Origin of the sequence: Streptomyces olivaceus, from assembly GCF_000721235.1 — a bacterium.
Classification (GTDB): domain Bacteria; phylum Actinomycetota; class Actinomycetes; order Streptomycetales; family Streptomycetaceae; genus Streptomyces; species Streptomyces olivaceus.
The window spans coordinates 1-26,224 of sequence record NZ_JOFH01000001.1 but is presented as its reverse complement, the minus strand read 5'-3'; the positions used below and the strand labels follow the sequence as shown (position 1 = coordinate 26,224).

The 26,224-nt window shown below is 73.8% G+C and carries 21 protein-coding genes and 2 pseudogenes; 7 read left to right on the top strand and 16 right to left on the bottom strand.

Annotated elements, in window-relative coordinates; all coding sequences use genetic code 11:
* The first annotated feature begins 57 nt into the window (after positions 1-57).
* The 3 genes from IG94_RS40055 (at position 58) to IG94_RS0100100 (ending at position 1,843) form a co-directional block, all read left to right on the top strand.
* Positions 58-378 (top strand): DUF5133 domain-containing protein, encoded by a 321-nt coding sequence (locus IG94_RS40055; RefSeq protein WP_078892119.1) that lies wholly within the window; start codon positions 58-60, stop codon positions 376-378.
* Between the two features lie 168 nt (positions 379-546).
* Positions 547-1,380 carry a DUF1206 domain-containing protein gene (locus IG94_RS0100105; RefSeq protein ID WP_031028993.1) on the top strand — a complete coding sequence of 278 codons (834 nt, stop codon included), beginning with the start codon at positions 547-549 and terminating at the stop codon, positions 1,378-1,380.
* A 28-nt stretch (positions 1,381-1,408) separates the two neighbouring features.
* The gene (locus IG94_RS0100100; protein ID WP_031028990.1) at positions 1,409-1,843 is read left to right on the top strand and encodes a hypothetical protein; all 435 of its coding nucleotides are present in this window, start codon (positions 1,409-1,411) and stop codon (positions 1,841-1,843) included.
* A 3-nt stretch (positions 1,844-1,846) separates the two neighbouring features.
* On the opposite strand, the gene IG94_RS0100095 is transcribed toward IG94_RS0100100, so the two are convergent.
* From IG94_RS0100095 to IG94_RS0100050, 10 genes are all read right to left on the bottom strand, one after another.
* Positions 1,847-4,093 (bottom strand): FUSC family protein, encoded by a 2,247-nt coding sequence (locus tag IG94_RS0100095; protein ID WP_031028986.1) that lies wholly within the window; start codon positions 4,091-4,093, stop codon positions 1,847-1,849.
* A gap of 100 nt (positions 4,094-4,193) precedes the next feature.
* Positions 4,194-5,570 carry an NAD(P)/FAD-dependent oxidoreductase gene (locus IG94_RS0100090; RefSeq protein ID WP_031028983.1) on the bottom strand — a complete coding sequence of 459 codons (1,377 nt, stop codon included), beginning with the start codon at positions 5,568-5,570 and terminating at the stop codon, positions 4,194-4,196.
* A gap of 218 nt (positions 5,571-5,788) precedes the next feature.
* Complete coding sequence (locus tag IG94_RS0100085; RefSeq protein ID WP_031028981.1) at positions 5,789-7,522, bottom strand: PP2C family protein-serine/threonine phosphatase; 1,734 nt, start codon at positions 7,520-7,522, stop codon at positions 5,789-5,791.
* A complete protein-coding gene (locus IG94_RS0100080) occupies positions 7,519-8,586 on the bottom strand; it encodes an ATP-binding SpoIIE family protein phosphatase (RefSeq protein WP_031028978.1) in 1,068 nt (355 codons plus the stop codon). Before IG94_RS0100080 ends, IG94_RS0100085 begins: the two co-directional genes overlap by 4 nt.
* Entirely contained in the window at positions 8,586-9,026 is a 441-nt protein-coding gene (locus tag IG94_RS0100075; RefSeq protein WP_031028975.1) for an anti-sigma regulatory factor, read from the bottom strand. The genes IG94_RS0100080 and IG94_RS0100075 overlap by 1 nt, the downstream gene beginning before the upstream one ends.
* Positions 9,026-9,457, bottom strand: coding sequence for an STAS domain-containing protein (locus IG94_RS0100070; protein WP_031028972.1), 432 nt, complete (start codon positions 9,455-9,457; stop codon positions 9,026-9,028). Before IG94_RS0100070 ends, IG94_RS0100075 begins: the two co-directional genes overlap by 1 nt.
* A complete protein-coding gene (locus tag IG94_RS0100065) occupies positions 9,454-10,365 on the bottom strand; it encodes an STAS domain-containing protein (RefSeq protein WP_031028969.1) in 912 nt (303 codons plus the stop codon). Before IG94_RS0100065 ends, IG94_RS0100070 begins: the two co-directional genes overlap by 4 nt.
* Before the next feature lie 156 nt (positions 10,366-10,521).
* Complete coding sequence (locus tag IG94_RS0100060; RefSeq protein WP_031028966.1) at positions 10,522-10,914, bottom strand: STAS domain-containing protein; 393 nt, start codon at positions 10,912-10,914, stop codon at positions 10,522-10,524.
* Between the two features lie 119 nt (positions 10,915-11,033).
* The gene (locus tag IG94_RS0100055) at positions 11,034-13,421 is read right to left on the bottom strand and encodes a SpoIIE family protein phosphatase (RefSeq protein ID WP_224326232.1); all 2,388 of its coding nucleotides are present in this window, start codon (positions 13,419-13,421) and stop codon (positions 11,034-11,036) included.
* 352 nt (positions 13,422-13,773) lie between these two features.
* On the bottom strand, positions 13,774-17,769 hold the full coding sequence (locus IG94_RS0100050; RefSeq protein WP_031028963.1) for a HAMP domain-containing protein: 3,996 nt from the start codon (positions 17,767-17,769) through the stop codon (positions 13,774-13,776).
* Positions 17,770-18,070: 301 nt separating this feature from the next.
* On the opposite strand from IG94_RS0100050, the gene IG94_RS0100045 reads away from it, so the two are divergent.
* The gene (locus IG94_RS0100045) at positions 18,071-18,436 is read left to right on the top strand and encodes a hypothetical protein (RefSeq protein ID WP_078535720.1); all 366 of its coding nucleotides are present in this window, start codon (positions 18,071-18,073) and stop codon (positions 18,434-18,436) included.
* A gap of 43 nt (positions 18,437-18,479) precedes the next feature.
* The gene (locus IG94_RS0100040; RefSeq protein ID WP_043482695.1) at positions 18,480-18,935 is read left to right on the top strand and encodes an ATP-binding protein; all 456 of its coding nucleotides are present in this window, start codon (positions 18,480-18,482) and stop codon (positions 18,933-18,935) included.
* 38 nt (positions 18,936-18,973) lie between these two features.
* Here IG94_RS0100040 and IG94_RS0100035 read toward each other — a convergent pair whose 3' ends face one another.
* Both IG94_RS0100035 and IG94_RS0100030 read right to left on the bottom strand, forming a co-directional pair.
* Positions 18,974-19,408 carry an ATP-binding protein gene (locus IG94_RS0100035; protein WP_031028953.1) on the bottom strand — a complete coding sequence of 145 codons (435 nt, stop codon included), beginning with the start codon at positions 19,406-19,408 and terminating at the stop codon, positions 18,974-18,976.
* 149 nt (positions 19,409-19,557) lie between these two features.
* Entirely contained in the window at positions 19,558-21,477 is a 1,920-nt protein-coding gene (locus IG94_RS0100030) for an AMP-dependent synthetase/ligase (RefSeq protein WP_031028950.1), read from the bottom strand.
* A 167-nt stretch (positions 21,478-21,644) separates the two neighbouring features.
* Here IG94_RS0100030 and IG94_RS0100025 point away from each other — a divergent pair, with 167 nt between their 5' ends.
* On the top strand, positions 21,645-21,878 hold the full coding sequence (locus IG94_RS0100025; RefSeq protein ID WP_031028947.1) for a DUF6480 family protein: 234 nt from the start codon (positions 21,645-21,647) through the stop codon (positions 21,876-21,878).
* 103 nt (positions 21,879-21,981) lie between these two features.
* Complete coding sequence (locus tag IG94_RS44000) at positions 21,982-22,104, top strand: hypothetical protein (protein WP_263446300.1); 123 nt, start codon at positions 21,982-21,984, stop codon at positions 22,102-22,104.
* Here IG94_RS44000 and IG94_RS40045 read toward each other — a convergent pair.
* The 4 genes and pseudogenes from IG94_RS40045 to IG94_RS0100005 form a co-directional block, all read right to left on the bottom strand.
* Positions 22,074-22,267, bottom strand: a pseudogene (locus IG94_RS40045) (glutamate-cysteine ligase family protein); the annotation flags it as partial. The gene IG94_RS44000 and the pseudogene IG94_RS40045 sit on opposite strands and share 31 nt — an antisense overlap.
* A 147-nt stretch (positions 22,268-22,414) precedes the next feature.
* Positions 22,415-24,500, bottom strand: a pseudogene (gene glgB / locus IG94_RS38355) (1,4-alpha-glucan branching enzyme).
* Between the two features lie 3 nt (positions 24,501-24,503).
* Positions 24,504-25,865, bottom strand: coding sequence for a maltokinase N-terminal cap-like domain-containing protein (locus IG94_RS0100010; protein WP_031028944.1), 1,362 nt, complete (start codon positions 25,863-25,865; stop codon positions 24,504-24,506).
* A gap of 28 nt (positions 25,866-25,893) precedes the next feature.
* Positions 25,894-26,224, bottom strand: a 331-nt coding sequence (locus tag IG94_RS0100005; RefSeq protein ID WP_211269640.1) for an alpha-glucosidase C-terminal domain-containing protein, incomplete at its 5' end; no start/stop codon positions are given.

The window sequence follows — 26,224 nt, the reverse complement described above, 5'->3', positions numbered from 1 at the left end:
CGGGCGGGACGGAGCGGGGACGAGTACGGGGGCCGGTACGAGGGAGGGACGAAAGGCATGCTGATGCCGCACCCCGCGGTGCTGCGCGGACTCCTGGAGGAGTACGAGGCGGCCGCGGCGAACGAACCCGCCGACGCGACGGGCGCACCGGGTCCGCGGACCCGGGACCTGGCGTACACCCTGTGCGTGTCGACCGGCACGCGTGACGTGGCCCGGGCCCTGGAGGCCGCCCGGCTCCAGCTCACGGCCGCGGCGACGCACACAGCGAAGGCGGTGGAGGCAGCGCGGACACCGATGCCGGCGAAGGCGGGCGCCAAGGCGGAGACGATGACGTCGGCGAAGGCACCGGCGCCGATGCCCGCGGCCGCGGCGGACTGACCTCGGGAACGAAGAGGGTCCGAGACCGGGCCGAGCAGGGCTGGAGCAGCGACGCGCAGTCGCGTCTGCCCGTACGCCGTCCGACGGCGTACGGGCAGACGCATGGTGACGTCCCCCGGTGTGTGCGGCCGGTACCGGGGCATCCGGAGTCCGGGAGGGGAGGTCCGCATGAACACGCGAGTCATGGCACACACCGGCCGGCGCCGGATCCGGAGGGCGGCGAACGGGACAGCCGTGGAGGGGGCCGCCCGGGCGGGGCTCACCGCCCGCGGCGTCATCTACCTGCTGGTCGGAATCCTGGCCCTGCAGATCGGCTTCGGCACCGGGGACCGGCAGGCGGACCGGGGCGGCGCCCTGGAGGAGCTGGCGGGCCGGCCGTTCGGTGCCGTACTGCTGTGGGCGCTCGGCGCCGGACTCGCCGGCATGGCCCTGTGGCGGCTTTCCGAGGCGGTCTTCGGCGCCCCCGGCAAGGACGGCCGCACGGCGAAAAAGCGGGTCCCGGCCGCCGTACGGTGCGTGTTCTACGCCTTCGTCGCCTACTCCGTCCTGGCCTTCGCGGCCGGCTCGGGCGACAGCGGCTCCAGCGACCGGCAGTCCCGGGACGTCACCGCCCGGGCGATGGAGATGCCCGCCGGGCAGTGGCTGGTGGCCCTCGGCGGCACCGCCGTCGTCGTCGCCGGGGTGGTGATCGCCGTGCAGGCGCTGCGCCGCAGCTACCACAAGAAGCTCAAGCTCGGCGCCCTCGGCCCCCGGGTCCGGCGGCTGATCGACGTCACCGGCGTGGGCGGCGGCGTGGCCCGCGGCGTGGTCTTCGCCGCGGCGGGCGCCTTCGCCGTACGGGCCGCGGTCGACTACGAACCCGACCGGGCCAAGGGGCTCGACGACACCCTCCGCTCCTTCGCCTCCACCCCGCTCGGACCCTGGCTGCTGGTCGGCGTCGCCGCGGGCCTCGTGCTGTTCGGTGCCTTCTCCTTCGCCCTCGCACGCTGGCGCAGGGTCTGAGCCGCGCGGCACGGGGAACACGGGCCGCATGAACGAACACGAGATTCCTCCGCCGGACGGACGTCCCGTGGACGTCTACCTCGACCTCCTGCGCGTGCGCATGCCCAACGACGACTACCAGCTGCTGCTCAGCGTGGTGGAACCGGTCCTCCAGGCGATCGACGAGCAGCAGATGCCGACCATCGACTTCTCCCTGGACGGGGACAACGCCGAGGCGCTGCCCCAGACGATCAGGGACGAGGCCGCCCTGGTCATCGCCACCGCGGTCACCGGCCGCCTCGACAACGAGGTCGTCGAGATCAGCACCGACGAGACCGGCCCGGTCCGGGTCGTCACCGACGCGGCCACCGCCTCCGACCCCGAACGGCTCGAAGAGATCGCCGACTACCTCAAGGAACGCCACGTCCAGAACGAGGAACTGCGCGGCATCGCCGAGGCCAGCGGCCTGCCGAGCGACTTCTGACGGTCAGCGCTTGGGCGCCGCGACTGACACGTCCAGGGGCCGGGCGAGGCCGACCACGGCCTCGTCCAGGCGCTCCAGGTGCCGCAGGACCCGGCCGGTGATGCGGCCGTAGCGCGGCACCCCGCCCGCGTCCGGCTCCAGCAGCGACGCGATGCTCGGCCCGGTCTCCACCTCGGCCGGGGCGTTCTCGTCGGCGACCCGGGCGGCGATCGCCTCGATGTTGCGCACCGTGCGGCGCACCGCCCCGCGCAGCCGCGGATCGGCTGCGATCGACGGGTGGGTGGGCAGCAGCTCGGCCGTCGCGGCCAGCGACCGGGCGTGGTAGGCGCAGGTCTCCAGCAGCGCCACCACGTACTGAGCCGTGTCCCGCCGGGACCGCAGCGGCGTGATCGGGTGGGTCAGCGGCTGGGTGGCGGCCCGCAGGTCGCCCAGCGCCTGGTCCAGCTCCCGCGCCGTGTCGAGGAGGTCGGCCGCGGGGCCGCCGCTGAGCTGGTCGACGGCGCCCTCCGTGACGTCGGTCAGCCGTTCGAGCACCGTGCCGAGCAGTTCGTTGGTCCGCCGGTCGGTCCGTATCGGCAGCACCAGCGCCGCCGCGACGATCCCGCAGACCGCGCCCAGCACCGTCTCCTCCACGCGCAGCAGCAGCACCGACATGCTGTAGGTGTGCAGCAGCGTGTAGAGCAGCCCGAGCATCGCCGTGACGAAGAACGACATGAGCGTGTACGACAGCGGCGCCGTGTAGAACATCGCGAAGATCAGCACCAGCACCAGGCCGAACGCGGTCCAGGTGTGGTTGCCCGCCAGACCGGCCAGCACGATGCCGGCCACCACCCCGAGGACGGTACCCAGCACCCGGCGGTAGCCCTTGACCAGGATCTCGCCGGTGGACGCGGTGTTGATGAAGACGATCCAGCAGGTGAGCACGGCCCAGTACCAGCGCTGCGTGGACAGCAGCTCCCCGCCGACGATGGCGAGCGAGGACCCCACCGCCACCTGCACCGCCGCCCGCGTGGTGGGCCGCCGCAGCCCGGTCTCCTCCTCCTCGGCCGCCGCCTCCTCGCCCGCGTCGATGGCCGCGTCCTCGGCGTCCAGCTCCTCCCGGGAACGGGCCGTCGCGGGCGAGTCGTCCGACTCGTCCTGCGGACCGTCCAGAGCCATCCGCAGGCCCATGACCGCCCGCGCGCTCTCGCCGATGCCCCGGAACACGTCCTGCACGGCCGGGGTCGCCTCCGGCAGGTTCTCCTCGTCCCGGTAGCCGAGCAGCCGGTTGCGCAAGTGGGACAGAGCGGTGCCGCGGGCCTCGGCGGGCGGCCGCAGCACCAGTGCGCGCAGCGCCCCCAGGTCGCGGCGCAGGATCTCCGTGGCCTCGCCCGGCGCGGGCGACCGGCCCACGGAGGGCGCCGGCGCGCCCGGCAGGTGCAGGGTCAGGGTGTCCGCCCGCTCGGCGCTGCGCCCGGTCAGCAGCAGCAGTCCGAGGCGTTCGGCGGCGATCTCGGCGTCCGCGACGCGCCGCTGCACCAGCCGTGCCGTGGACGCGTCGGGCGTGCCCTCCTCCAGCCTGGACTGGATCATCAACGCCGTCTCGTGCAGGCGCGCGGTGCCGTCCCGCAGCCGCTCCAGAACCTTCTCGATGTCCCCGGGACCGGCGTCGAGCAGCTCGATCTGCGTCGCGATCAGCTGGCCGAGGCGGGCCCTGAACGCCTGCCGCAGACGCCGCAGGATCCGCGCCGGAGTCGCCGGAACGACCGCGAAGCGCACCACCGCGCTGGCCGCGAACGCCACCGCGATCGCGGCCCACAGACCCGGCAGCCCCGACACCTTCGCACCGACGAACAGCGACACGAAGTACACCTGGAAGCCGATCAGGCCCAGCGCGGTGCCGCGGTCGCCGAAGCGGCGGACGAACACGGCGCTGAAGATCAGGACGACGAAGAAGGCGTCACCGACGAGCACCCGCGAGGCGAGCAGCGAACTCAGCGACACCGAGGCCAGCGCGACGGGCAGGCCCAGCGCCAGCGTGACGGCCTGCGGGCCCAGTTCCTTCTCGCGGATGGCGAAGGTGGCGACCATCGCCGCCATGGCGCCCGCCACCAGGTGCTTGACGTCCACGCCGGAGACGGCGAGCACCGCCAGCGTCAGCGCGATGGCACCCACCGTCCGCAGCCCGGCCGTCAGCCGCAACAGCCCGGGATCGGAGGCGGCGGCATGATCCCGCAGCCGTGTCCGCACCGAGCGCCCCGCTGCCTTCACGCCGCCGTACACTCTCCCGATTCACAGCCGATGCCCGGCCGGTTCACGCCGAGATCCACTTCTCAGCATGTCATGCCCCCTACCGCCGCCGGCCGGGGGGTCAGCGGGCCGCCCGGTCGGCCTCCTCGACCCGCTCCCGCACCTGCTCCGGCGTCAGGTAGGCGTCGGTGTACTCGAAGTCCTTCAGCTTGGCCGCCTTGCGGGCCTGGAACCCGGTGCGGACGAAATCGTCGCCCGCCACCGCGTTGAGCGCCCAGTTCGCCGCCACCCGCGCCTTGGCGACGCCCGTGCGCAGCGCCGACCAGTGGTAGCCCCGGGCCACCGCCTGCGCGGGCAGCCCCTTCAGCTCGACGCCGAGCGGCTTGGAGACCGCGTCGGCGCCGCCGAGGTCGACGACGAGCCCCAGGTCCTTGTGGACGTACGGCCGCAGCGGCTGGTTGCGCAGAGTGGCGATGAGGTTCTCGGCCACGTGCCGGCCCTGCCGCATGGCGTGCTGGGCGGTGGGCGGGCAGACGGCGCCCTCCTGGCCCTTGGCGAGGTCGGGCACGGCCGCGGAGTCGCCGAGCGCGAACACCCCGTCGTGGTCCGGCAGGCACATCTCGGCGGTGACCGCGAGCCGGCCCTTGACCGTCTCCGCGCCGAGCGTCGCCATCAGCGGGCTCGCCACCACGCCCGCGGTCCAGATCAGGGTGCGGGTGGGCACCACGCGGCCGTCCGTGAAGGTGACCTCCTCGGGTCCGGCCTTGTCGATGGAGACCCCGAGCGAGATCTCGATGCCGCGCCGGGTCAGCACCTCCTGCGCGTCCCGGCCGAGCTTGTCGCCCAGCTCCGGCATCAGCTTCGGCGCGATGTCGATCAGGTGCCACTTGATGAGGTGCGGGTCCAGCCGGTTGTAGCGCTTGACGGCCGCGTGCGTCAGCCGCTGCAGGCAGGCCGCGGTCTCCGTGCCCGCGTAGCCCCCGCCGACCACCACGAACTGCAGCCGTGAGGCGCGCTCCGCCGGGTCCTGGCTGGCGTCGGCCAGGTCCAGCTGGGAGATGACGTGGTCGCGGATGTACGCGGCCTCCGCCAGGGTCTTCATGCCGAAGGCGTTGTCGGTGAGCCCCGGGATGTCGAACGTGCGGGTGATGCTGCCCGGGGCCAGCACGATGTAGTCGTACGGCTCATTGACGATCCGGTCGGTGATGGTGCGCACCACGCAGACCTTCGCCTTGAGGTCGACCCCGATGGCGCCGCCCGGGATGATCCGCGTGCGGTAGCGGCTGCTGCGGCGCAGGGAGAGCGCGATCGACTGCGGGGTGAGCACCCCGGAGGCGACCTGGGGCAGCAGCGGCAGATAGAGCTGGTAGGAGAACGGCGTCACCAGGGTGACGTCGGCCTCGTGGGGGGAGAGCTTCCGTTCCAGCCGTCGGACGCACTCCACGCCGGCGAAACCTGCGCCGACCACCAGGATCCTGGGTCGTGTCACGGTGTTCATCCCTTTCTGCGGCTCCGGGCGGTCAGCCGCGAACGCCCTTCGCCTGCCCGAGGATCGCCGCTTCGCACCTCATTGATCCCACCGCGCCCGCGCCCGGAGGGCCAGCCGGGTGCGGCAGGCAGGCGACCGGACCGGTCACCAGCACGCCCCGCCCGGGCCCTGAGCGCACCGGGCGGGAGGAGGCCGAGAGGGCCGGGGGGGGGGAGCGGTGCCGCGGTTCAGGCCGGGCCGCGGAAGTGGCACAGCAGCAGGCACACGTCGTCGTCCCGCTCGGAGTCGCTGAGCAGCGGACGCAGGATCCCGTCCGCCGAGCCCTCCAGGTCCGTCTCCAGCTCCTGCGGCGCGAACGACCCGAGGGCGTGCGCGAGGCGTGCGATGCCCGGGTCTATGCCCTGGGCCCGGCGCTCCACCAGGCCGTCCGTGTACAGCGCGAGCGTGGTGCCCGGCGCCAGCGGCACCGTGTGGTCGGCGATCTCCTGCCGCAGCGGGATCCCGAGCATCGCCCCGGGTTTGGCGTCCAGGGTCCGCACCCGCCCGTCCGGGGTGCGCAGCACCGGCGGCGGATGACCGGCGGCGGCCCACGTCAGGGTGGGGTCGTCGGGGTGGAAGCGGGCGATGACCGCGGTGGCGAACAGGTCGGGCTGGAGGTGGTGCAGGAAGGTGTGCAGCCGGGTCAGCAGCCGTCCGGGGCTGCCGCCGTCGACGGCGTACGCCCGCAGCGCCGTCCGCAGCTGGCTCATCATCACCGCCGCCCGCAGCCCGTGCCCGGTGACGTCGCCGACCACGACGATGACGCCGCCGTCGGGCTGGCGGAACGCGTCGTACCAGTCGCCGCCGATGTTCAGGCCGTGGGTGGCCGGCAGATAGCGCGCCGCGAGGGCGAGACCGGGCGGGGCGGGCAGCTCCGTGAGCAGGGCCCGCTGCAGGGTCTCGGCGATGTCGCGGTTGTGCTGGTAGCGCTGGGCATGGTCGACGGCGATGCTGGCCCGCCGGGTCAGCTCGACCAGCATGACGGCGTCGTCCGGGTCCCACGGGTCGCCGGGCGGGGACAGCGTCACCACGCCCAGCGGGGCCTGCCGGGTCGGCAGCGGGATGCACAGCAGGGGCCGGTCCGGGTCCAGCGCCGAGGGCGGCTGCTCGTCGACGCCGGGCAGGCCGCCGGGCCGCGCGGCGGCGTACTGCGGCCGACCGGTGCGGGCCGCGACCACGGCGGCGGCCGGATGGGCCGGGCCGGGACGCTCGTCCTCCTCGTCGAACAGCCAGACGTCGACGCTCGACGCGTACTCCGGCACCAGCAGCTCCGGCAGCCGGCGCACGATCTCGTGGTGGTCCAGGGATGCCGTCAGGACCGCGCTCGCGTCCGCCAGGAACGTCAGCCTGCGCCGGGCGTGCTCCGCCTCCGTACGCGCCTTGCGCTCGGCCGCGAACGCCTCCCGCTGGGCCCGCCCGGCCGCGTCCAGCTCGGCGTGCAGCGCCACCACGCCCTGGTTCGTCTGCTGCAGCTCCTCCCGGTGGAAGTCGACCAGGCCCTCCTGCTCGGTGAGCCGCTCCAGCACCAGCGCCGTGTCCTCGTCGGCGTCCAGCAGCGCCTCCGCCGGCGCCAGCGAGTCGTCGGCCGCGACCTCCGCACCGACGGCCGGCACCGCCTCGGGGCAGGGCACGGTGACCCGCCACGGCGGCTGACCGGCGGCAGCCGCGTCGAGGGACGGCGTCACCACGGCGTGCAGCACGTGCCGGCCGGGCTCCGGCGGGGCGGGCGAGACCGTGCCCGTCTCCAGGGTGAGCCGCCACACGCCGCCCTTGGCCAGGCACAGCCGCAGCTGCGCGCCGAGCGAGGCCGTCAGCCGCGTGCGCTCCAGGGGCGGCACCCCGTAGGCCGCGGCCAGGCGCGCGGTGGCTACCCGCGCCCGCACGGCGTCGCTGAGGTCGGCGATCTGCCAGGTACGGGTCATGGGCCGTCCGGCGGGGTCGGGGCCAGTACGACCACCGCGGTGTCGTCGCGCACCGGCCGGGCCGGGCTGCTGGCGTCGCGGAACGTGACGGCGGCGGTGACCGCCGGGTCGGTCGTCGTACGGCACGTGTCGGACGTCGGCGACCAGCGGCTCGGCAGACCGTCGCTGTGCAGCACCAGCACCCGGTCGTCCGCCCAGACCGCCTCCTGGTCGCGCAGCGTGGCGGGCCGGTGGGTGCCGACGATGCCGGGCCGGGACACCAGGTGACGCCAGGTGCCGCCCTCGCACAGCCGCGCCCCGATGTTCCCGACGCCCGAGAACCTCAGCACTCCCGCGCGCGTGTCGACCTGGGCGACGGCGACCGCCGCGCCGCGGGTGCCGGTCAGCGCCGTGTCGAGCCGCCGCAGCGCCTCGGCGGGCGCGAGGTGGGCCGAGGCACCGAGCGCCTCCACGGCGGCGGTCGAGGCACGGGCGGCCTCCGGGCCGTGGCCCAGCCCGTCGGCCAGCATCAGGGAGACCACGTCCCCGGCCCGCACCCACGCCCAGGCGTCGCCCGAGTACTCCGCCCCGGCGAACGGGACGTTCACCGCACCGGCCCGGACCCGCGCCGCAGGACCCCGCGGGGCGGCCGCCGGACCGCCGGGGACGGCGCCGACCCGGGCGACGACGACCGTGCCCTGCCCCGGCACGCTGTGCAGGTCGAAGTCGTCGGCGAGGCGCGCGCAGGTGCCCAGACCGGCGCCCAGCGACCCCGTGGTGGTGAAACCGTCGCGCAGGGCGGCCGGCACGTCGGCGATCCCCGGACCGTGGTCGACCGTCGCGACCTGCACGAGCCGGGCTCCGCCGTGGTCGGCAGCGAGGACGGGCGGGGCGACGACGTCGATGAGGACCGTGCCGCCCCCGGCGTGCTTGAGCACGTTGGTGGCCAGCTCGGTCGCCACCAGCGACGCGGTGGCGGTGCGCCGCTCGTCGAGGCCGGCCAGGGCTGCCGCGTGCTCCGCGGCCACCCGGGCGTCGCGCACCCGGGTCGAGTCGTGCACCGGCACGTCCCACACGCGGGGCATCAGGCCTCCTCGCGCGGGCGCGGAGGCCGGCCCACCCAGGACGCCACCCGCACGGTCGTACCCGCGCCGGGGGAGCTGTCGATGGAGAACTCGTGCACCAGGCGCCGCGCACCGCCCAGCCCCATCCCGAGCCCCTCGCCGGAGGTGAACCCGTCGCTGAGCGCCTGCTCGAGATCCGGGATGCCGGGCCCCTCGTCGCTGAAGGTCAGCCGCAGCCCGGGCGTCGCGCCCCCGGTCAGCGTCTCCGTCTCCATGGTGCCGCCACCGCCGTACACGAGGGTGTTGCGGGCCAGCTCGCTGGCCGCGGTGACCAGCTTGGTCTGGTCGACCAGGCCGAAGCCGAGCTGGGCGGCGGTCTGCCGCACATGCTGTCGCACCCACACCAGATCCATGTCCGAACGGATCGGCAGGCGGGCCTGGGAGCCCGCGGCAGTGTGCATCACAGACGCTCCTGGCGCAGGCCGCCGAAGCGGGACGACGGGGCCTGCTGCCTGAGGAGCTCCATGGCCACCTCGGTACTGAGCGCGGTGTGCACGCCCGGCAGCGTCAGGCCCAGCTCCACCAGGGTGATGGCGACCGCCGGGCGCATGCCGACCAGCACGGTCCGCGCGGCCAGCAGCCCGGTCTGCCCGGCGATCTCGGCCAGGATCCGCCCGAGGAAGGAGTCGACTATCTCCACGCCCGACACGTCGATGACCACACCGGTGGCGCCGCTGTGCACGATCGTCTCGGCGAGGTCCTCCTGGAGCTGCTGCGCCGTGCTGTCGTGCAGGTCCCCCTGGAGGGTCACCAGCAGCACCTCACCGAGCCGGAGCACCGGTACATGCCCTGTCACCGGAGCCCCGTGGGCACCGGGAAACGCCTGGCTCATCGCGCGACCGCACCGCTCGTGCCGGTGCCGTTCGCGCCGGGCGTCACGATGCCGACCCCCAGCTGGTGCAGCACGTAGCCCAGCGCGTCGGCGAGGCTCGCCCGGGTGACCACGGTGCCGAGATCCAGGCCGAGGTGGACCATGGTCTGCGCGATCGCCGGCCGGATGCCCGAGACGATGCACTCGGCGCCCATCAGCCGGGCCGCCGCGACCGTCTTCATCAGATGCTGGGCCACCAGCGAGTCGACGGTGGGGACACCGGTGATGTCCAGGATCGCGTAGCGCGCCTGCTGCTCCACGATGGACTCCAGCAGCGTCTCCATCACCACCTGGCTGCGGGCGCTGTCCAGCGTGCCGATCAGCGGCACCGCCACGATGCCGTCCCACAGCTTGATGACCGGAGTGGCCACCTCGAGAAGCTGCAGCCGCTGCCGGTCGATGAGCGCCTGGCCCTCGCTGAGCGCCGTCTGCATGACCACGACCCGCAGGGTGCCCATCAGCACGCTCAGCGCGGTGACACAGGCGCGGGTGTGCTCGGCCGGAGCGTCCGGCAGATCCGCCAGCAGCAGGTTCTCGACCGGCGGCCGCAGCGCGGCCAGCTCGCCCGACACCTGCGCGGTGCTCAGGCCCGCCCGGGACCTGGCCGTGCCCATCCGCGCCAGCTGTTCGCGCACCTCCGTGAAACCCGCGGCGTCCGGGTCCTCCAGCCGTGCCGCGTCCGCGACCTGGGCGAGCGCGTCGACCACGGCCTTGCCGGCCTCGACCGCCTCGTCGCGCGAGACGGTGAACACGGCCCGGAAGAGGGGCTCGTCCGCCCACCGCTGGGCGATCTGCTCACGACGACGCCGCAGGAAGTCCTTGATTTCGAGTGTCGGCGATCCCGCCGTCGACTCCGCCTGTTCCGGCACCTGTTCCACTCCTCATCCGCGTTGTGCCGCACACCCCCCACCAGGCGACGTGCCGACTGCGTGACCCCGCCGGGCGACAACTGTATCCACCCGCCGACCTCGTACGACACCTACCTGCGTACGACCGGCGCCAAGGAGCACGGGACTCCTGGGCGCTCAGGCATCCGGCACCGGCGGCCCCGCGGGCTGCGCGTCCACGCGCGCGAGCGCCGCCTCGACACTGTCCGACACCGGCACCGTGATGCTCACCCCCGTCAGGTCCAGCACGCGCAGCACCGCCGGGGCGGGCGAGATGATGTGCACGCTGCCGGGCAGCTCACGGACCTCCTGGTAGACCCGCAGGATGATGTTCATGCCCGACGAGTCCATGAACGGCACCCCGGACAGGTCCAGCAGGAAGTGCCGCCTGCCGTGGTGCAGCTGGTTGGCCAGATGATGCTGGAGCTCGGTGGCGGTGTCGACGTCCAGGTAGCCCTCCACCGTGAGCAGCGCGACCTCCTCGCGCTCCAGCGTCACCTCGACGGACAGCGGGTTCTGGGCTATGGGCACGTGTACCTCCAACAAACGCGGCGGTGCGGCGGGCCGTCGTGTGGCCCACCGCGCCCGGCGGTTACCCCCGAAATCAGGTCCCACACCCGCGGCGCGCGAACTCGTCCGGGCGTTTCCCGTCACCCCACCCGGATGCCCACGAGGCAGGTGTCGTCGTCCGTGTCGGACCGGCTGTAGGTCAGCAGCCGGTCCAGATGCTGGTCCAGGGTGTGGGGTGTCGGACGGACGGTGCTCAGCAACTGGGCCAGCGCCTCCTCCACCGGACGGTCGCGCCGCTCGATCAGGCCGTCGGTGTACATCAGCAGCGTGTCCGCGCCGGCCAGCTGCACCTCGGCCTCCTCGTACGACGCCTCCGCCACCGCTCCCAGCAGCATGCCCCGCACCAGCGGCAGCGGCTCCGCCGCCGCCCCGCGCACCAGCACCGGCGGCAGATGGCCCGCCCTGGCCCAGCGCAGCGTGCGCCGGGCCGGGTCGTACAGGCCGCACACCGCGGTGGCGGTGACCCCGCCGGTCAGATGGTGCGCCACGATGTTCAGCCAGGACAGCAGCTGGCCGGGCCCGGCCCCGGTCACCGCCAGGCCGCGCAGCGCGTTGCGCAGCACCACCATGCTGGTCGCGGCCTCTATGCCGTGCCCGGACACGTCCCCGACGCACAGCAGCACCAGCCCGTTCGGCAGCATCACGGCGTCGTACCAGTCGCCGCCCACCAGCTGCTCCGTCTCCGCGGGCCGGTACCGGACGGCCACCTGGAGCTCCGGCACTTTCAGCGGCGTCTGCTCGGGCGGCATGATGGCGTGCTGCAGCTGCAGGGTCAGCCGGGCGCGCTCGACGGCCTGCTGCTCGGTGTGCGCCAGCTGGTCGCGCGTCGCCGCGAGCGCCACCTCCGTCCAGTGCTGGGCCGAGATGTCCTGGTAGGCCCCCCGCACCACGAGCAGGCGGTCGTCCGTGTCCAGCACCGGCTCGGCCACTACCCGCACGTGCCGGGTCACCCCGTCCGGCCGCTGCAGCCGGAACGCGGCCGACGCAGGCCGCCGGTGGTGCAGCAGCGTGCGCAGGAACCGGCCGATGGCGACGGCGTCGTCCGGATGGGCGTGGGCGGTCAGCTCCTCCAGCGGCACCGGCGTGCCGGTCTGCGGGCGCCCGTACAGATCGAACAGCTGCCCGTTCCAGGTGATCTCGCCGGTGAGCAGGTTCTCCTCGAAACCGCCGATGCGGCCGAGGCGCTGGGCGTGCTGGAGCAGGCTGGCCAGCCGCGCCGTCTCGTCCTCGATGCGCCAGATCAGCAGCACCGCGTTGCCGTGCCGGCTGATGCTGATGTCCGCGACAGCCGACAGCGCCACCTGGTCCACGAGCGCGGTCAGGTTCAGACGCCGGGCCCGGAACGGTTCGCCCGTGGCGTACACCCGCTCCACGTTCCGGAACAGCTCGCTGTCCCCGGCGGCCATCGGATAGGCCTCCAGGAGGAGCGCGCCGCCCACGACGGCGCGCGGCCGGCCCGCGGGGTCCAGGAAGCTCTTGTTCACGTGCTGGATGCGGAAGTCCGCCAGGTGCCCGTCGGCGTCCAGATGCGGCACCAGGACCAGGGCGGGGTCGTAGAGGCCGTCGGCGAGGTCCATCAGCTCGACGGCGTCCGGTACGACCCGCGCCTCGCGACCGGCGCCGGGCGGCGGTGCGTACGTCTCCAGGGTGTGCGCGCACAGCTCCGCCAGGGCCTCGACCTGGCGGACCACCTGGGGCGGCTGCGGGGCCAGCGGCTGCGGCCAGGCGATCTCCAGCACGCCGTGGATGCGGCCCCCGGTGCCGGCGGGCACGGCGACCCGGCCGCCGTCCGGGTACTGGTGCCGTCCGACACTGGGCAGGCCCGTCCCGCCGAGGGACGCGAACCACTGCCCCGAGCGTTCGGTCAGCCCGCACCGGGCCACCGTCGCCACGTCCGGCGGCACGTAGCGCCAGCGGGCCGCCTCGGCCGGGGGGAAGCCGGCGCTCCCGACCAGAGTGAGCGAACCGTCGTAACCCGCCGCCCAGATGGCCACCGCGACCGCGCCGAGCGGCCGCAGAGCCTGTTCGAGGAGCGCGTCGGCGACGGCCTGGGTGTCGTCCGCGGCCAGCGCCCCGCTCTCGGCGGCCCGCAGGCGTACGGCGGCCGACCCGGCGCCCGGCACCCCGGCCTCCGCCGCGGTACGGGCCCCGGCACCGTCCTCGGCGTCCGCGGCCCGCACGGCGGCGGTGGCCGCGAGGAACGCGTCCGTCACCTCCGACATCCGGTCCCGGGCGGACTGGTTGATGACGTCGACCGCGAACTCCAGGGGCGTCGCCCCGGACTGCGCGGCCAACTCGGCGAGCTGCCGGGCGGCCTGCGCCGGACCGCAGCCGAGCCGGGCGACCAGCACGCCCTTGGCCAGCTCGATCAGCGCCCGCCCCTCGGCCTCCGCCTGGGCGGCCCGCACCTCGCGGCTGAGCCGGTCGACCGTGGCCGCCAGCCTGCCCACGGGGGACAGCGGGGTCATGCCGCGCAGCCCGGCTTCCGGCCCGTCGACCGCGCAGCTCTGCCGCGGCCCGGGTGCGGACACGCTCCGCGGAGCCCGGTCCCGGTCCCGGTCCCGGTCCCGGTCCCAGTCCCGGTCCCGGGGCAGGTCGGGGGCCGGGCCCCGCGGCGCGCCGGTCGCGTGCCGGGGCGGGCGGGCGGCGTCGCCCGGCGCGCCGGCCGGGTCGTCGTGCTGTCCGGAGGCGCTCACGACCGGCACGCTCCCGGTCCGGGGACGGTGGGACGGTGCGGTGCCGGTGACGTGCACGCTCCCGGGCCGGGGACCGCGGCGCGGTGCGGCGGGAGCGGCCGGTACGGCGTGGCGGCCGGCGTGCTCATGCGGGGAGCCAGCGTCGGACGCAGGCGACGAGGTCCTGGGTGTCGACCGGCTTGGTGACGTAGTCGCTGGCGCCCGAGGCGAGGCTCTTCTCCCGGTCGCCGGGCATCGCCTTCGCCGTGACCGCGATGATCGGCAGCTCGGCGTACCGCGGCATCCGGCGGATCTCCGCCGTCGCCGCGTAGCCGTCCATCTCCGGCATCATCACGTCCATCAGCACCAGCGCCACCTCCGGGTGGTTCGTCAGTGTCTCGATGCCCCGGCGGCCGTTCTCCGCGTGCAGCACCCGGTATCCCTGCAGTTCGAGGATGCCGCTGAGCGCGAAGAGGTTGCGCGCGTCGTCGTCGACGACCAGGACGGTGCGCCCGGTGGGCAGGGCCTGTCCCGGCTGCGGACCGGGCCGCGGCTGCTCGACCGCTCTCACGAGGGACGGCACGTCACCGGGCTCCTCGGCGGCCAGGTGCAGGGCGATGCGCTCCCGCAGCTCGTCGAGGCTGGACAGGAACTCCAGCGCCCCGCCGTCGGCGTCCGAGCGCAGGCTCTCCTCCAGGGCCGCGTCCACGCGGTGACCGCTGTGTACGAGCACCGGCACGCTCGCCAGCGCGGAGTCGCCGCGCAGCGCGTGCAGGAAGCGGGACGCCTCCTCGTCCGGCATACCCAGTTCCAGGACGACGCAGTGGCACGGTTCGGCGGCCAGCGCGCCGGCGGCCTCCTGCGCGCCGACGGCCGTGGTCACGTCGAGCGGGGGCCGGTCGCCCGCCTCGTCCCGCCCGTGCGCCAGGTCGGCGACCACGCTCTCCGCGACGAGGGTCAGCAGCCCGCGCGGACGCTCCTCCACGACGAGCAGCCGCCGCGGACGGCGCCGGTGGTCCCCGGCCGGCTCCGGCGGCGGCGCCGGCCGCTCCAGGGCGTCGGCGGACGCCTCGGCCGGCATCCGCCGGGGACCGTGGGCCGACAGCGCCTCGAAGTCGGGCCGCGCCACCGGCAGGAACAGCGTGAAGGTACTGCCCCGGCCGGGCGTGCTGTCCACCGTGACGGCGCCGCCGAGGAGCTGGGCGATCTCCCGCGTGATGGACAGGCCGAGTCCCGTGCCGCCGTACTTGCGGCTCGTCGTGCCGTCCGCCTGCTGGAAGGCGCCGAAGACCGACTCCAGGTTCTGCTCGGGAATGCCGATGCCCGAGTCCTTCACCCGGAAGGCGACCACCGCCCCGCCGCGCACCACGCCGCCGGGGACGTCGTCGTCCGGCGCAGGCCCCACGGACAGCTCCACGCCGCCGCGCTCGGTGAACTTCACCGCGTTGGACAGCAGGTTGCGCAGCACCTGGCGCAGCCGGGAGTCGTCGGTCAGCAGGTCCGCGGGCGCCCCGGCGGCCGTGGTGACCGTGAACTCCAGGCCCTTCTGGCTCGTCATGGGACGGAAGGTGGCCTCGACGTAGTCGATGAGCTGGCGCAGCGTCACCCGCTCGGGAGCGACGTCCATCTTCCCCGCCTCGACCTTCGACAGGTCCAGGATGTCGTTGATCAGCTGGAGCAGGTCCGAGCCCGCGGAGTGGATGATCCCCGCGTACTCGACCTGCTTCGGGGTGAGGTTGCGCGAGGGGTTCTGGGCGAGCAGCTGCGCCAGGATGAGCAGGCTGTTGAGCGGCGTGCGCAGTTCGTGGCTCATGTTGGCCAGGAACTCCGACTTGTACTTCGACGCCAGCGACAGCTGCTGCGCCCGGGCCTCCAGCTCCTGCCGGGCCTGCTCGATCTGGAGGTTCTTCGCCTCGATGTCCCGGTTCTGCGTCGCGAGCAGCGACGCCTTGTCCTCCAGCTCCGCGTTGGAGTGCTGGAGTTCGTCCTGCTGCACCTGCAGCTCCGCGGAACGGGCCCGCAGCTCGGCGGTCAGGCGCTGCGACTCGGCGAGGAGCTCGTCGGTACGGGCGTTGGCCACGATCGTGTTGACGTTCACGCCGATGGTCTCCATCAGCAGCTCCAGGAAGTCCTGGTTGATCTGCGTGAACGGAGCGACCGAGGCCAGTTCGATGACTCCGAGGACCTGCCCCTCGACCACGATGGGCAGCAGCACCAGCGCGGCCGGGACCACCTCGCCGAGCCCGGAGGAGACGGTCAGGTAGCCCGGCGGCAGCTCGTTCACCACGATGGTGCGCCGGCTGCGCGCGGCCTGCCCCACCAGCGTGCGGCCGAAGGCGATGCGGGTGGGCCTGGCCGTGCTCTCCGGATAGCCGTACGAGCCGACGAGCCGCAGCTCCGGCCCGTCGTCCCCGTCCTCGGCCAGGTAGAAGGCGCCGTACTGGGCCGACACCAGCGGCACCAGCTCGTCCATGATCAGCTCGGCGACCACGGGCAGGTCCCGGTGACCCTGCATCAGGCCGGAGATACGGGCGAGGTTGGTCTTCAGCCAGTCCTGCTCCTGGTTGGCCCGCGTGGTCTCGCGCAGGGACTCCACCATGGCGTTGATGTTGTCCTTCAGCTCGGCGACCTCGCCGGAGGCCACCACGTTCACCGAGCGCGTCAGGTCGCCCTCGGCGACGGCGGACGTGACCTCGGCGATCGCGCGGACCTGGCGGGTGAGGTTGCCGGCCAGTTCGTTGACGTTCTCCGTGAGGCGCTTCCAGGTGCCGGAGACGCCCTCCACCTCGGCCTGGCCGCCGAGGCGGCCCTCGGTGCCGACCTCGCGGGCGACGCGGGTGACCTCGTCGGCGAAGGCGGAGAGCTGGTCGACCATCGTGTTGATCGTCGTCTTGAGTTCGAGGATCTCGCCGCGCGCGTCGACGTCGATCTTCTTCGACAGGTCGCCCCGGGCCACCGCCGTCGTCACCAGCGCGATGTTGCGCACCTGGTTGGTGAGGTTGTTGGCCATCGAGTTGACGTTGTCGGTCAGGTCCTTCCAGGTGCCGGCGACGTTCGGCACGTTCGCCTGGCCGCCGAGGCGCCCGTCGGTGCCGACCTCGCGGGCGACGCGGGTGACCTCGCCGGCGAACGCCGACAGCGTGTCGACCATCGTGTTGATCACGTCGGCGAGCGCGGCGACCTCGCCCTTGGCGTCGACGGTGATCCGCTGCGACAGGTCGCCGCGGGCCACGGCGGCGGCGACCTGGGCGATGGAGCGGACCTGCCCCGTCAGGTTCGACGCCATGACGTTGACGTTGTCGGTGAGGTCCTTCCAGGTGCCCGACACGCCCCGCACCCGGGCCTGACCGCCCAGGTTCCCGGCCGTGCCGACCTCGCGGGCCACGCGGGTGACCTCGTCGGCGAAGGCGGAGAGCTGGTCGACCATCGTGTTGATGGTGTTCTTGAGTTCGAGGATCTCGCCGCGCGCGTCCACGGTGATCTTCTGGGAGAGGTCGCCCTGCGCCACGGCGGTCGCCACCTGGGCGACGTTGCGCACCTGGTTGGTCAGGTTGCCCGCCATGAAGTTCACCGAGTCGGTGAGGTCGCGCCAGGTGCCCCTGACGCCCTTGACGTCGGCCTGGCCGCCGAGGCGCCCGTCGGTGCCGACCTCGCGGGCGACGCGGGTGACCTCGTCGGCGAAGGCGGAGAGCTGGTCGACCATCGTGTTGATGGTGTTCTTGAGTTCGAGGATCTCGCCGCGCGCGTCGACGTCGATCTTCTGCGACAGATCACCCTTGGCCACGGCCGTGGCCACCTGCGCGATGTCACGCACCTGGGTGGTCAGGTTGCCCGCCATCGCGTTGACCGAGTCCGTCAGGTCGGCCCAGGTGCCCGAGACCCCCGGCACCCTCGCCTGTCCGCCCAGGGTTCCCTCGGTGCCGACCTCCCGGGAGACCCGGGTGACCTCGGAGGTGAACACGGACAGCTGGTCCACCATGCCGTTGAAGACCTTGGCGATGTCACCCAGCAGGCCGTCCGCGTCGTCCGGCAGCCGGGTGCCGAAGTCGCCGTCCCGCACGGCCGTCAGGCCCGCCAGGAGACGGCGCAACTCCTGATCGCCCGGAACCGTGCCGACGGCTCCGGCGCTGTCGTTGGTCATGCGCACCCTCGTTCCGCTCCCCAGGAGTCCTCCGGCGAGGACCCGCGACCCCCTCCGGAACGCTCGCGCGCCCCGGCCTCCGTGCGCGCGTCCGCGCAGTTCACGGAAATGTTCCCCCAGCAGAAAAATACGCCAGAGGCTAACCCGGGCGGCGGGCGTACACCAAGCGGTGTGTCACCCGGTGCGCGACGCCCCCGAATGCGGCGGCCCGCGCCGGGTATCTGCTGCTGTGGAGCCGGTCGGCGACCTCCGGGCGGCTCCGCAGTCGTCACCGACACGGGAGGGAAGGGACAGCGTGCCGATGGAGAGCATCTGGTCGTACTCGGCCGACAGCCGTCACGCGGAGGGACAGGACCTGACGGGCTGCGACGTCGTCGCCGACGACGGCACCATCGGGCACGTGGACCGGCAGGCCGAACACTTCGGCATGCCGCACCTGGTCGTCGACACCGGCGTCTGGGTGTTCGGCCGCAGCGTCCTCGTACCGGTCGGCGTGGTCCGGGCCATCGACCCGGAGGCCCGCACGGTCACGCTGAGCTGCACCCGGGCCGAGGTCAAGGCCGCGCCCAGGTTCGAGACCGACCGCGAGACCATGGAGCGGGACTACCTGGCCTCCGTCGGCGACTACTACCATCGGCTGCCGCCGCGGGAGAGCTCCGCGACCTGACCGGTGCCGAACGACAGCACGCGGAAACCGGGGAACCACTGACATGGAACCGACCGACGGGATCACCACCACCGTGTCCGGCGTCGCGCCCCTCGGCGCGGCGGTGCCGGGCACGGTGGGCGGCGCGGCGCAGGCACGGCGGTACGCGGAGTCGGTGGCGCGGGCCCAGTGGGGCGCAGCCGGCCGCGGCGTGCGCGAGGAGGACGTCGTGGACCTGCTGCTCGTGGTCTCGGAACTGGTCACCAACGCGATCCGGCACGGCGGCGGCCTGGCCGGCTTCGAGGCCAGGCCCACGGGCGAGGGGCTGTGGATCGCCGTCCACGACAACAGCACGGTCGTTCCCCGGGCCGTGTACGCGTTCCCCACCACGCACCCGGGAGGCGGCTACGGGTGGCCGCTGGTCGCCCGACTGGCCCGGGACATCGCCGTCGACCTGCGGCCCGGCGGCGGCAAGACGATCAGCGCACTGGTGCCGCTGCGCCCGGCGACCGCTTCCTGACCGGGCTCCCGACGCCGCCCCCACCGGGGCGGCGAGTCTCACCAGGGCAGGAAGACGTGGATGTCCTTGCCGCGCTCGCCGGCGACGACGCTCACCTGGTCGGACAGGGTGTGGATCAGATGCCAGCCGATGCCGCCCCCGCCGCTGGTCGGATGGAAGGGCCGCGGCGCGGGCTCGGTCGTACTGGTGTCGTGCATCACCACGTGCACGCCGTCGAAGGTACGGCGCAGGCGCAGCTGGAACGGCCCCGGGGCGTACTGCACCGCGTTCGCCGCGAGCTCGGTGACGACCAGCAGGATGTCGTCCCAGTGCTCGGGCGCGGCGGGAGGTGCCGCACGCGCCAGATCGCAGAGGAACTCCTCCGCGACCAGGCGCGCACCCGTGACGTTGTGCAGCTCTCCGGTGAAGCTGGCGGTGCGGTTCGTGATCTCCTCGGAAGCCAGTGTCCTGTCCCAACGCGACTCGGCTGCCATTGCGCCTTCCCGGCCCGGCAACGGCCGGGCGTCGTCCTCACTTCGCCTTTCCTCCGTCTTTAGTTCCCGTGGCGGCCGAGGCTAGTCGCGCCGGTGTGCGCTGGTCGCGGCGGGGGGAGGCGGCGCGAGGGGAGGGAGGCCGGAGCCGCTCACCGCAGGAAGACGTTCTCCGGCTCTTCCCACCCGGCCGGGTCCTCGGGCGGCGCCTGAGGCGCCTGCGGCGGCCGGCGGTGCGACCGCGCCTCGTACATCGCGTCGATCTCCAGGGCGTAGGTCGCCACGATCTCGTCCCGCCGGAGCTTCATCGACGGCGTGAGCAGCCCGTTGGCCACGTCGAACGGCTCGGGCAGGACGCGGAAGACCCGGATGGACTCCGAGCGGGAGACGGCGCTGTTGGCCGCCGCCACGGCCCGCGCGACCTCCTCCCGCAGCGCGTTCTCCTCCCGGGACTCCCGGGCCGGGGCGTCGCCCTGCAGGGTCAGCCCCGCCCGCCAGTGGCTCAGGAACTCCGGGTCCAGCGTGATCAGGGCACCGACGCAGGGCCGGTTGTCGCCCACGACCACCGCCTGATGGACGAGCGGGTGCATGCGCAGCCGCTGCTCCAGCGCCGCCGGGGCCACGCTCTTGCCGCCGCTGGTGATGATGATGTCCTTCTTGCGGCCGGTGATCGCCAGATAGTTCTCGGTGTCCAGGTGCCCGAGGTCGCCGGTGGCCAGCCAGCCGCCGGGCATCACCCGCCGGGTCGCGGCCTCGTCACCGACGTACCCCTGGAACAGCGACGGCGCGCGCACCAGGATCTCCCCGTCGTCGGCCAGCCGGATCTCCGTGCCGGGCAGCGGCTGCCCGACGGTGCCCGACTTCTCCCGGCCCAGGGGCTGCATCGTCAGGGCGCCGCTGGTCTCGGTCAGCCCGTAGCCGTCGTGGACGAAGACGCCGATGCCCTCGTAGAACAGGGAGAGCTCACGGCTGAGCGGCGAGCCGCCGGACGTCGCCCGCTGCACCCGGCCGCCCAGCGCGGTGCGCAGCCGCCGGTACACCGTCCGGTCGAACAGGGCGTGCTGGAGCCGCAGGTCCAGGCCGGGCCCGTTGCCGCGGCCCAGCCGCCGGCGCTCCAGCGCTCCGGCGAAGTCCCGTGCCGTGGCCGCGGCCCGCTCGAACAGCGCCCCGCGCCCCTCCTGCTGGGCGGTGCGCAGGAAATTCTTGTAGATCTTCTCCAGGACCGAGGGGACGGCGTACAGATACGTGGGCCTGAAGGAGCGCAGGGCCGAGGAGAGCGCCTCTCCGGTCATCGCGGGCTCGTGCGCCATCAGGAACCCGCCCCGGACGCACAGGTTCTGGATCATCAGCCCGTACACGTGCGAGAAGGGCAGGTAGGCCAGGACCGCGCCCTGCTCCCCGGGCGGCGCGACCGTGTGGGCCCAGCCGGCGAGCAGCGTGTCGCAGGGCGCGGCGAGACCGCGGTGGCTGAGCGCGCAGCCCATCGCCCGCCCCGAGGTGCCCGAGGTGTAGGCGACGACCGCCGTGGAGTCCGGCAGCACGATGCGGCGCATGGAGTCGACCGTGGTGAACGGCAGGGACGCGCCGCGTGCCACGAGGGTGTCCACCGCGCCCGCGTCCAGCTGCCAGACGTGGCGCAGCGCGGGCAGCACCGCGCACACGGAGCCGACGGTCATCACGCTCTGTTCGTCCTCGACCACCACGCCCACGCAGCCCGCGTCGCGCAGGATGTACTCGACCTGGTCGCGCGAAGACGTCGGGTAGATCGGCACGACCTCGGCGCCCACCGCCCACAGGGCGTAGCTGAAGACCGTCCACTCGGACCGGGTGCGGGCCAGGATCGCCACCCGGTCGCCCGGCGACACACCGCTCGCGATGAGGCCTTTGGCCAGGTCGGCCACCTGGTCGCGGAAGTCCGCCGCCGTCACCTCGTCCCAGTGGGCCGAGCCGGGGCCGCGACGGCGGGCGAGCATCGGCAGGGCCGGCCTTCGGACGGCCGTCTCGAAGAGGCTGTCGGCGAGTCCGCCGGTCAGCGGGGGGACGGTTCTTGGAGCGGGAGCGGGGTCGCGCATGCGCCGATTCCTGACGTCTACGGAGGGTGACGGGGCCGACGGGTACCGTGGTCGGCGGTGCTCGGAATCTAGCGGAGCCGCAGGCCGCGGGGGGCCCGGACGGCAGAAGTGATCCCGCTCGGTGATCCGGGCCGATGATCCGGGGCGGATCGGGGGACCCGGACGCCATGAGCTATACGAATCCCGATCCCGATCCCCGGCGCAGCACCGGTCTGGAGCCCGGCGGGGGAGTCCCGCCGGGGGAGACCCCGCCGGCGGAGAGCAGCATGCCCGAGGCGGGCCCGCAGGAGCTGCACAATCCGCCCAAGGGCTGGGCCAAGGGACCGCTGACCCTGATCCTCGCCGTCGTGATCCTGGTCGCGGCGGGCTTCCTGGCCTACGCCATCGCCCTGATGCGCTGAGCCGAGAGCCCGGCCGGCCGTCGCGGGCCCGGCGCACCGGCGGCCGTCGCGGACCCCGCGCCGCCGGGGCTGTGCCCGGGCCCTCCGACGGACCGTGCGGGGCGTGTCAGGGCGCCCGGGTGCGGCGTACGCATGCGGTGACGACGTCCCGCAGGCGCCCCGCGCGGGCCCGCAGGCCGCGCTGCACCCCGGCGCCGTGGCGAGCATGTCCGCGACCCGCCGGTGACGGCGCTCCGCCGAACCGAACAGCTCGGTCGGCCCCGCCGACGGTCACCGCTGCCGGACCCGGCTGCGGCAGCTGCTGTACGAGGAGTCCCGGCCCTGCCGGAACGGCGAGTCGGCGCTCAGCGCGGTCAGGGCAGCCAGGGCCGCACCCGGTCGAGCACGGCGGCGGACAGCGCCCGCGGCTCGCCCGTCACGGGATCGACCGGCAGGAGTTCCTCCTCCACTCCGACGGTGCGCACCCGGTGCCGCCTCTCTGCGGAGTCCCGCGACCGTCCGACTGCCCCGGGCAGCCGGACGGACACCTGGTCGCCTCAGCGGCGGTACGGCGTCAGCCACACCGTGGCCAGCGGGGGCAGCGTGAGCCGGACGCCGCCGTCCTCCGGCTCGACCGGCCCGGGGTTGGCCACGCCGCTGCCGCCGTACGCCTCGGCGTCGGTGTTGAGGACCTCCTGCCAGGCGACGGCGGCGTCACCGACGGGGAGCGGGTACCCGTGCCGGACGACCGGAGAGAAGTTCGACACCGCCAGCAGCGGAGCCCCGTCCGCGTCGAAGCGCAGGAACGCGAAGACGTTGTCCTCGGCCGCGTCCACCGAGACCCACCGGAACCCCGCCGGACCACTCGGCGCCCTGCGCGAACTCCTGCCCCATGAAGAGGAGTTGCTTGCCGGGGTGGGCCCACATGAAGGCGAGGTAGGCGCGTTCGTTCGCGCGCCGCTGCCACCAGTCGCCCGGCATCTTCGACACCAGCGCCTGCTTGCCGTGCACCACCTCGTCGTGCGAGATCGGCAGCACGTAGTTCTCGCTGTACGCGTACACCATCGAGAACGTCATCTCGTGGTGGTGGTACTTGCGGTGCACCGGCTCGTGGCTCATGTACTCCAGCGAGTCGTGCATCCAGCCCATGTTCCACTTCAGGCCGAAGCCGAGTCCGCCGGTGTCGGTCGGCCGGGTCACCCCGCCCCACGCGGTCGACTCCTCGGCGATGGTCACCACGCCCGGGCAGCGCCGGTAGACGGTCGCGTTCATCTCCTGGAGGAACGCCATGGCCGCCAGGTCCTCCCGGCCGCCGTACCGGTTGGGCTCCCACTGGCCGGAGTCGCGCGAGTAGTCGAGGTAGAGCATCGAGGCGACCGCGTCGACGCGGAGCCCGTCGATGTGGAACTCCTCGCACCAGTACACGGCGTTCGCCACGAGGAAGTTGCGCACCTCGGTCCGCGAGAAGTCGAAGGTGTACGTGCCCCAGTCCGGGTGGGTCGCGCGCCGCTCGTCCCCGGGCTCGTACAGCGGGTCCCCGTCGAAGCGGCCCAGCGCCCAGTCGTCCTTCGGGAAGTGCGCCGGCACCCAGTCCATGATCACGCCGATCCCGGCCCGGTGCAGCGCGTCGACCAGGAAGCGGAAGTCGTCCGGCGAGCCGAGGCGCGCGGTCGGCGCGTAGAAGCCGGTGACCTGGTAGCCCCAGGACGGCCCGTAGGGGTGTTCGGCGACCGGCATCAGCTCGACGTGGGTGAAGCCGAGGTCCCCGACGTACGCGGGCAGCTCCTCGGCCAGCTCGCGGTAGGTCAGCCCCGGCCGCCAGGAGGGCAGGTGCACCTCGTACACCGAGAACGGCGCCTCGTGCACGGGCCGGTCGGCGCGGGTCCGCATCCAGTCGGCGTCGGCCCACTCGTGGCGCGAGGCGGTCACCACGGACGCGGTGTTCGGCGGCTCCTCCGCCGCGCGGGCCATCGGGTCCGCCTTGAGGAACCGCTGCCCGTACCGCGAGTGGATCTCGAACTTGTACCGGGTGCCCTCGCCGACGCCCGGCAGGAACAGCTCCCACACGCCGGACGAACCCAGCGAGCGCATCGGGAACGCGGTGCCGTCCCAGTGGGCGAAGTCGGTGGCGACCCGCACCCCCTGCGCGTTCGGCGCCCACACCGTGAAGCGGGTGCCGGTGACGCCCTCGTGGACCGTCGGGTGTGCGCCGAGCGCCTGCCAGAGCTGCTCGTGCCGCCCTTCGGCGATCAGGTGCAGGTCCAGGTCGCCGAGCGTGGGCGGGAAGCGGTACGGGTCGTGCGTCTCCCGCGCCGGCCCGTCCCCGTACGCCACCGCGAGCGTGTACGCCGGGACCCCGGTGAGCGGCAGGACGCCGGAAAACAGTCCCTCCCCCTCCGACACGAGGGCGTGGTGCTCGCCGTCGACGACCACGCCCACCTCGCGGGCGAAGGGGCGCAGCGCCCGGAAGGCGATGCCGCCGGGCACCGGGTGGGCGCCGAGCAGGGCGTGCGGGTCGTGGTGGGCGCCCGCCAGCAGGCGGCCCCGGTCGGCGGGACCGAGGGGCGGTGCCGCCCCGCAGGCGCCCGGTGCGGGCGGGACGGGAGCGGACGGCTCGGGGATCGAAGTGTCGCGGAGGGCCACGGGTCAGTCTCCTCTCACGGCGAGTCGTTCGATCGCCGCCATGGGTACGGGAAGCCAGTCGGGGCGGTGCCGGGCCTCGTACAGCACCTCGTACACGGCACGGTCCGTCTCGTAGGCGCGCAGCAGGCCGTGCTTCTTGCGGGGGTCCCAGCCGGCGCGGGCGGCGTAGCCCGCGCAGAACGCCTCCCGGCAGCGGCGCGCCCACTCCGGGCGCCACGGGCGCCGCTGCCGGGCGGCGTAGTCGAAGGAGCGGAGCATCCCCGCGATGTCGCGGACGGGGGAGTGGGCGCTGCGCCGTTCGGCCAGCGGACGCGAGGGCTCGCCCTCGAAGTCGATGACGAACCAGTCCCGGCCGGCCCGCAGCACCTGCCCCAGGTGCAGGTCGCCGTGGATGCGCTGGGCGGGCGGCCCCGAGTCGCAGGTGGACAGCGCGGCGAAGGCGGCCCGCAGCCCCGGGACGAAGGGCTGCAGCGCCGGTACGCAGTGCGCGGCGGCGGTCAGCCGCTCGGTCATGTCCGCCGCCGTGCGGCCGGTCTCACCCGGGGCGCCGACCGGGAAGGCGGAGGCCAGCGCGAGGTGGACGTCGCCCATCGCCCGCCCCAGCTCGTGGGCCTGCACGGTGAACTCGTCGCCCGCGGCGAGCGCGTTCAGGGCGAGGGTCCAGCCGTCGGAGGCGCCGGGCAGGAACGGCTGGAGGACGCCCAGCGTCGCCCCGTACGGGTGGGTCGTACGCATCCACGCCACCGGTGCGGGGACCCGGCCGCAGCCCTGCCGGGCCAGTGCGTCCGGCACCTCCAGGTCGGGGTTGACCCCGGGCTGTACGCGGCGGAAGAGCTTCAGGATGAACTCGTCGCCGTAGATCAGGGAGGAGTTCGACTGCTCCGCGTCCAGCAGCCGCGGTGCGAGACCGCCGGGCACCGGCAGCGCCGGGTCGGCCTCGAAGCGCAGCGGCCCCGCCCTGCCCGGATGCCGGAGCCGTTCCAGGAGCAGCTGGGCGGTCCGGGGGTCGTGCAGCGCGTCGTAGACCGTCCGTCCGGCCAGCGGCCCGTCCTGCACCTGGCCGATGATCGCCCGCCCCAGGCGCGGCGACGGCTGCTCGCGCACGCCGAGCAGCAGCTGGTAGCAGTCCCCGGCCCAAGGAGCGCCGCCCGGTGCGGGCAGGGCGCCGTGCCCGGTCTGCACCAGCAGGTGCAGACAGCCCGGGAACAGCTCGGTCATCGACAGCAGGCCCAGCTCGGCCACGGGCCGGTCCTTGCCCGCGAACCAGCGCTGGCGCGGCAGCCACTGGCGCAGCAACTCGCCGAGGGACGACATCGGTTCGGCGAGCTGCCCGCGTCCCGGGCGCGGGGGTGCGGTCTTCGGCATGGTGACGCGTCCTTTCCTCGGCCCACGCTCAAGCGCGGCGACCGATGCGGGATGCGACTCGGGTGAGCCGGAACCAGTAGAAGCCGTGGCCCCCGAGGGTCAGCAGGTACGGCAGTTCGCCGATGGCGGGGAAGCGGACCCCGCCGAACAGCTCGACCGGGTGGCGTCCGGCGAACTCGCGCAGGTCGAGTTCGGTGGGCTGGGAGAACCGCGCGAAGTTGTGGACGCACAGGACCAGGTCGTCCTCGTACTCGCGTAGAAAGGCGAGGACGGCGGGGTTGGAGGAGGGCAGTTCGGTGTAGGTGCCGAGGCCGAAGGCGGGGTTCTGCTTGCGGATCTCGATCATGCGTCGGGTCCAG

Excerpts from the sequence above, each read along its gene's own strand:
- IG94_RS40055 (WP_078892119.1), top strand. The coding sequence starts at position 58 with ATGCTGATGCCGCACCCCGCGGTGCTGCGCGGACTCCTGGAGGAGTAC.
- IG94_RS0100105 (WP_031028993.1), top strand. The coding sequence starts at position 547 with ATGAACACGCGAGTCATGGCACACACCGGCCGGCGCCGGATCCGGAGG.
- IG94_RS0100100 (WP_031028990.1), top strand. The coding sequence starts at position 1,409 with ATGAACGAACACGAGATTCCTCCGCCGGACGGACGTCCCGTGGACGTC.
- IG94_RS0100090 (WP_031028983.1), bottom strand. The coding sequence starts at position 5,570 with ATGAACACCGTGACACGACCCAGGATCCTGGTGGTCGGCGCAGGTTTC.
- IG94_RS0100085 (WP_031028981.1), bottom strand. The coding sequence starts at position 7,522 with ATGACCCGTACCTGGCAGATCGCCGACCTCAGCGACGCCGTGCGGGCG.
- IG94_RS0100080 (WP_031028978.1), bottom strand. The coding sequence starts at position 8,586 with ATGCCCCGCGTGTGGGACGTGCCGGTGCACGACTCGACCCGGGTGCGC.
- IG94_RS0100075 (WP_031028975.1), bottom strand. The coding sequence starts at position 9,026 with ATGCACACTGCCGCGGGCTCCCAGGCCCGCCTGCCGATCCGTTCGGAC.
- IG94_RS0100070 (WP_031028972.1), bottom strand. The coding sequence starts at position 9,457 with ATGAGCCAGGCGTTTCCCGGTGCCCACGGGGCTCCGGTGACAGGGCAT.
- IG94_RS0100055 (WP_224326232.1), bottom strand. The coding sequence starts at position 13,421 with ATGACCCCGCTGTCCCCCGTGGGCAGGCTGGCGGCCACGGTCGACCGG.
- IG94_RS0100050 (WP_031028963.1), bottom strand. The coding sequence starts at position 17,769 with ATGACCAACGACAGCGCCGGAGCCGTCGGCACGGTTCCGGGCGATCAG.
- IG94_RS0100045 (WP_078535720.1), top strand. The coding sequence starts at position 18,071 with ATGGAGAGCATCTGGTCGTACTCGGCCGACAGCCGTCACGCGGAGGGA.
- IG94_RS0100040 (WP_043482695.1), top strand. The coding sequence starts at position 18,480 with ATGGAACCGACCGACGGGATCACCACCACCGTGTCCGGCGTCGCGCCC.
- IG94_RS0100035 (WP_031028953.1), bottom strand. The coding sequence starts at position 19,408 with ATGGCAGCCGAGTCGCGTTGGGACAGGACACTGGCTTCCGAGGAGATC.
- IG94_RS0100030 (WP_031028950.1), bottom strand. The coding sequence starts at position 21,477 with ATGCGCGACCCCGCTCCCGCTCCAAGAACCGTCCCCCCGCTGACCGGC.
- IG94_RS0100025 (WP_031028947.1), top strand. The coding sequence starts at position 21,645 with ATGAGCTATACGAATCCCGATCCCGATCCCCGGCGCAGCACCGGTCTG.
- IG94_RS0100010 (WP_031028944.1), bottom strand. The coding sequence starts at position 25,865 with ATGCCGAAGACCGCACCCCCGCGCCCGGGACGCGGGCAGCTCGCCGAA.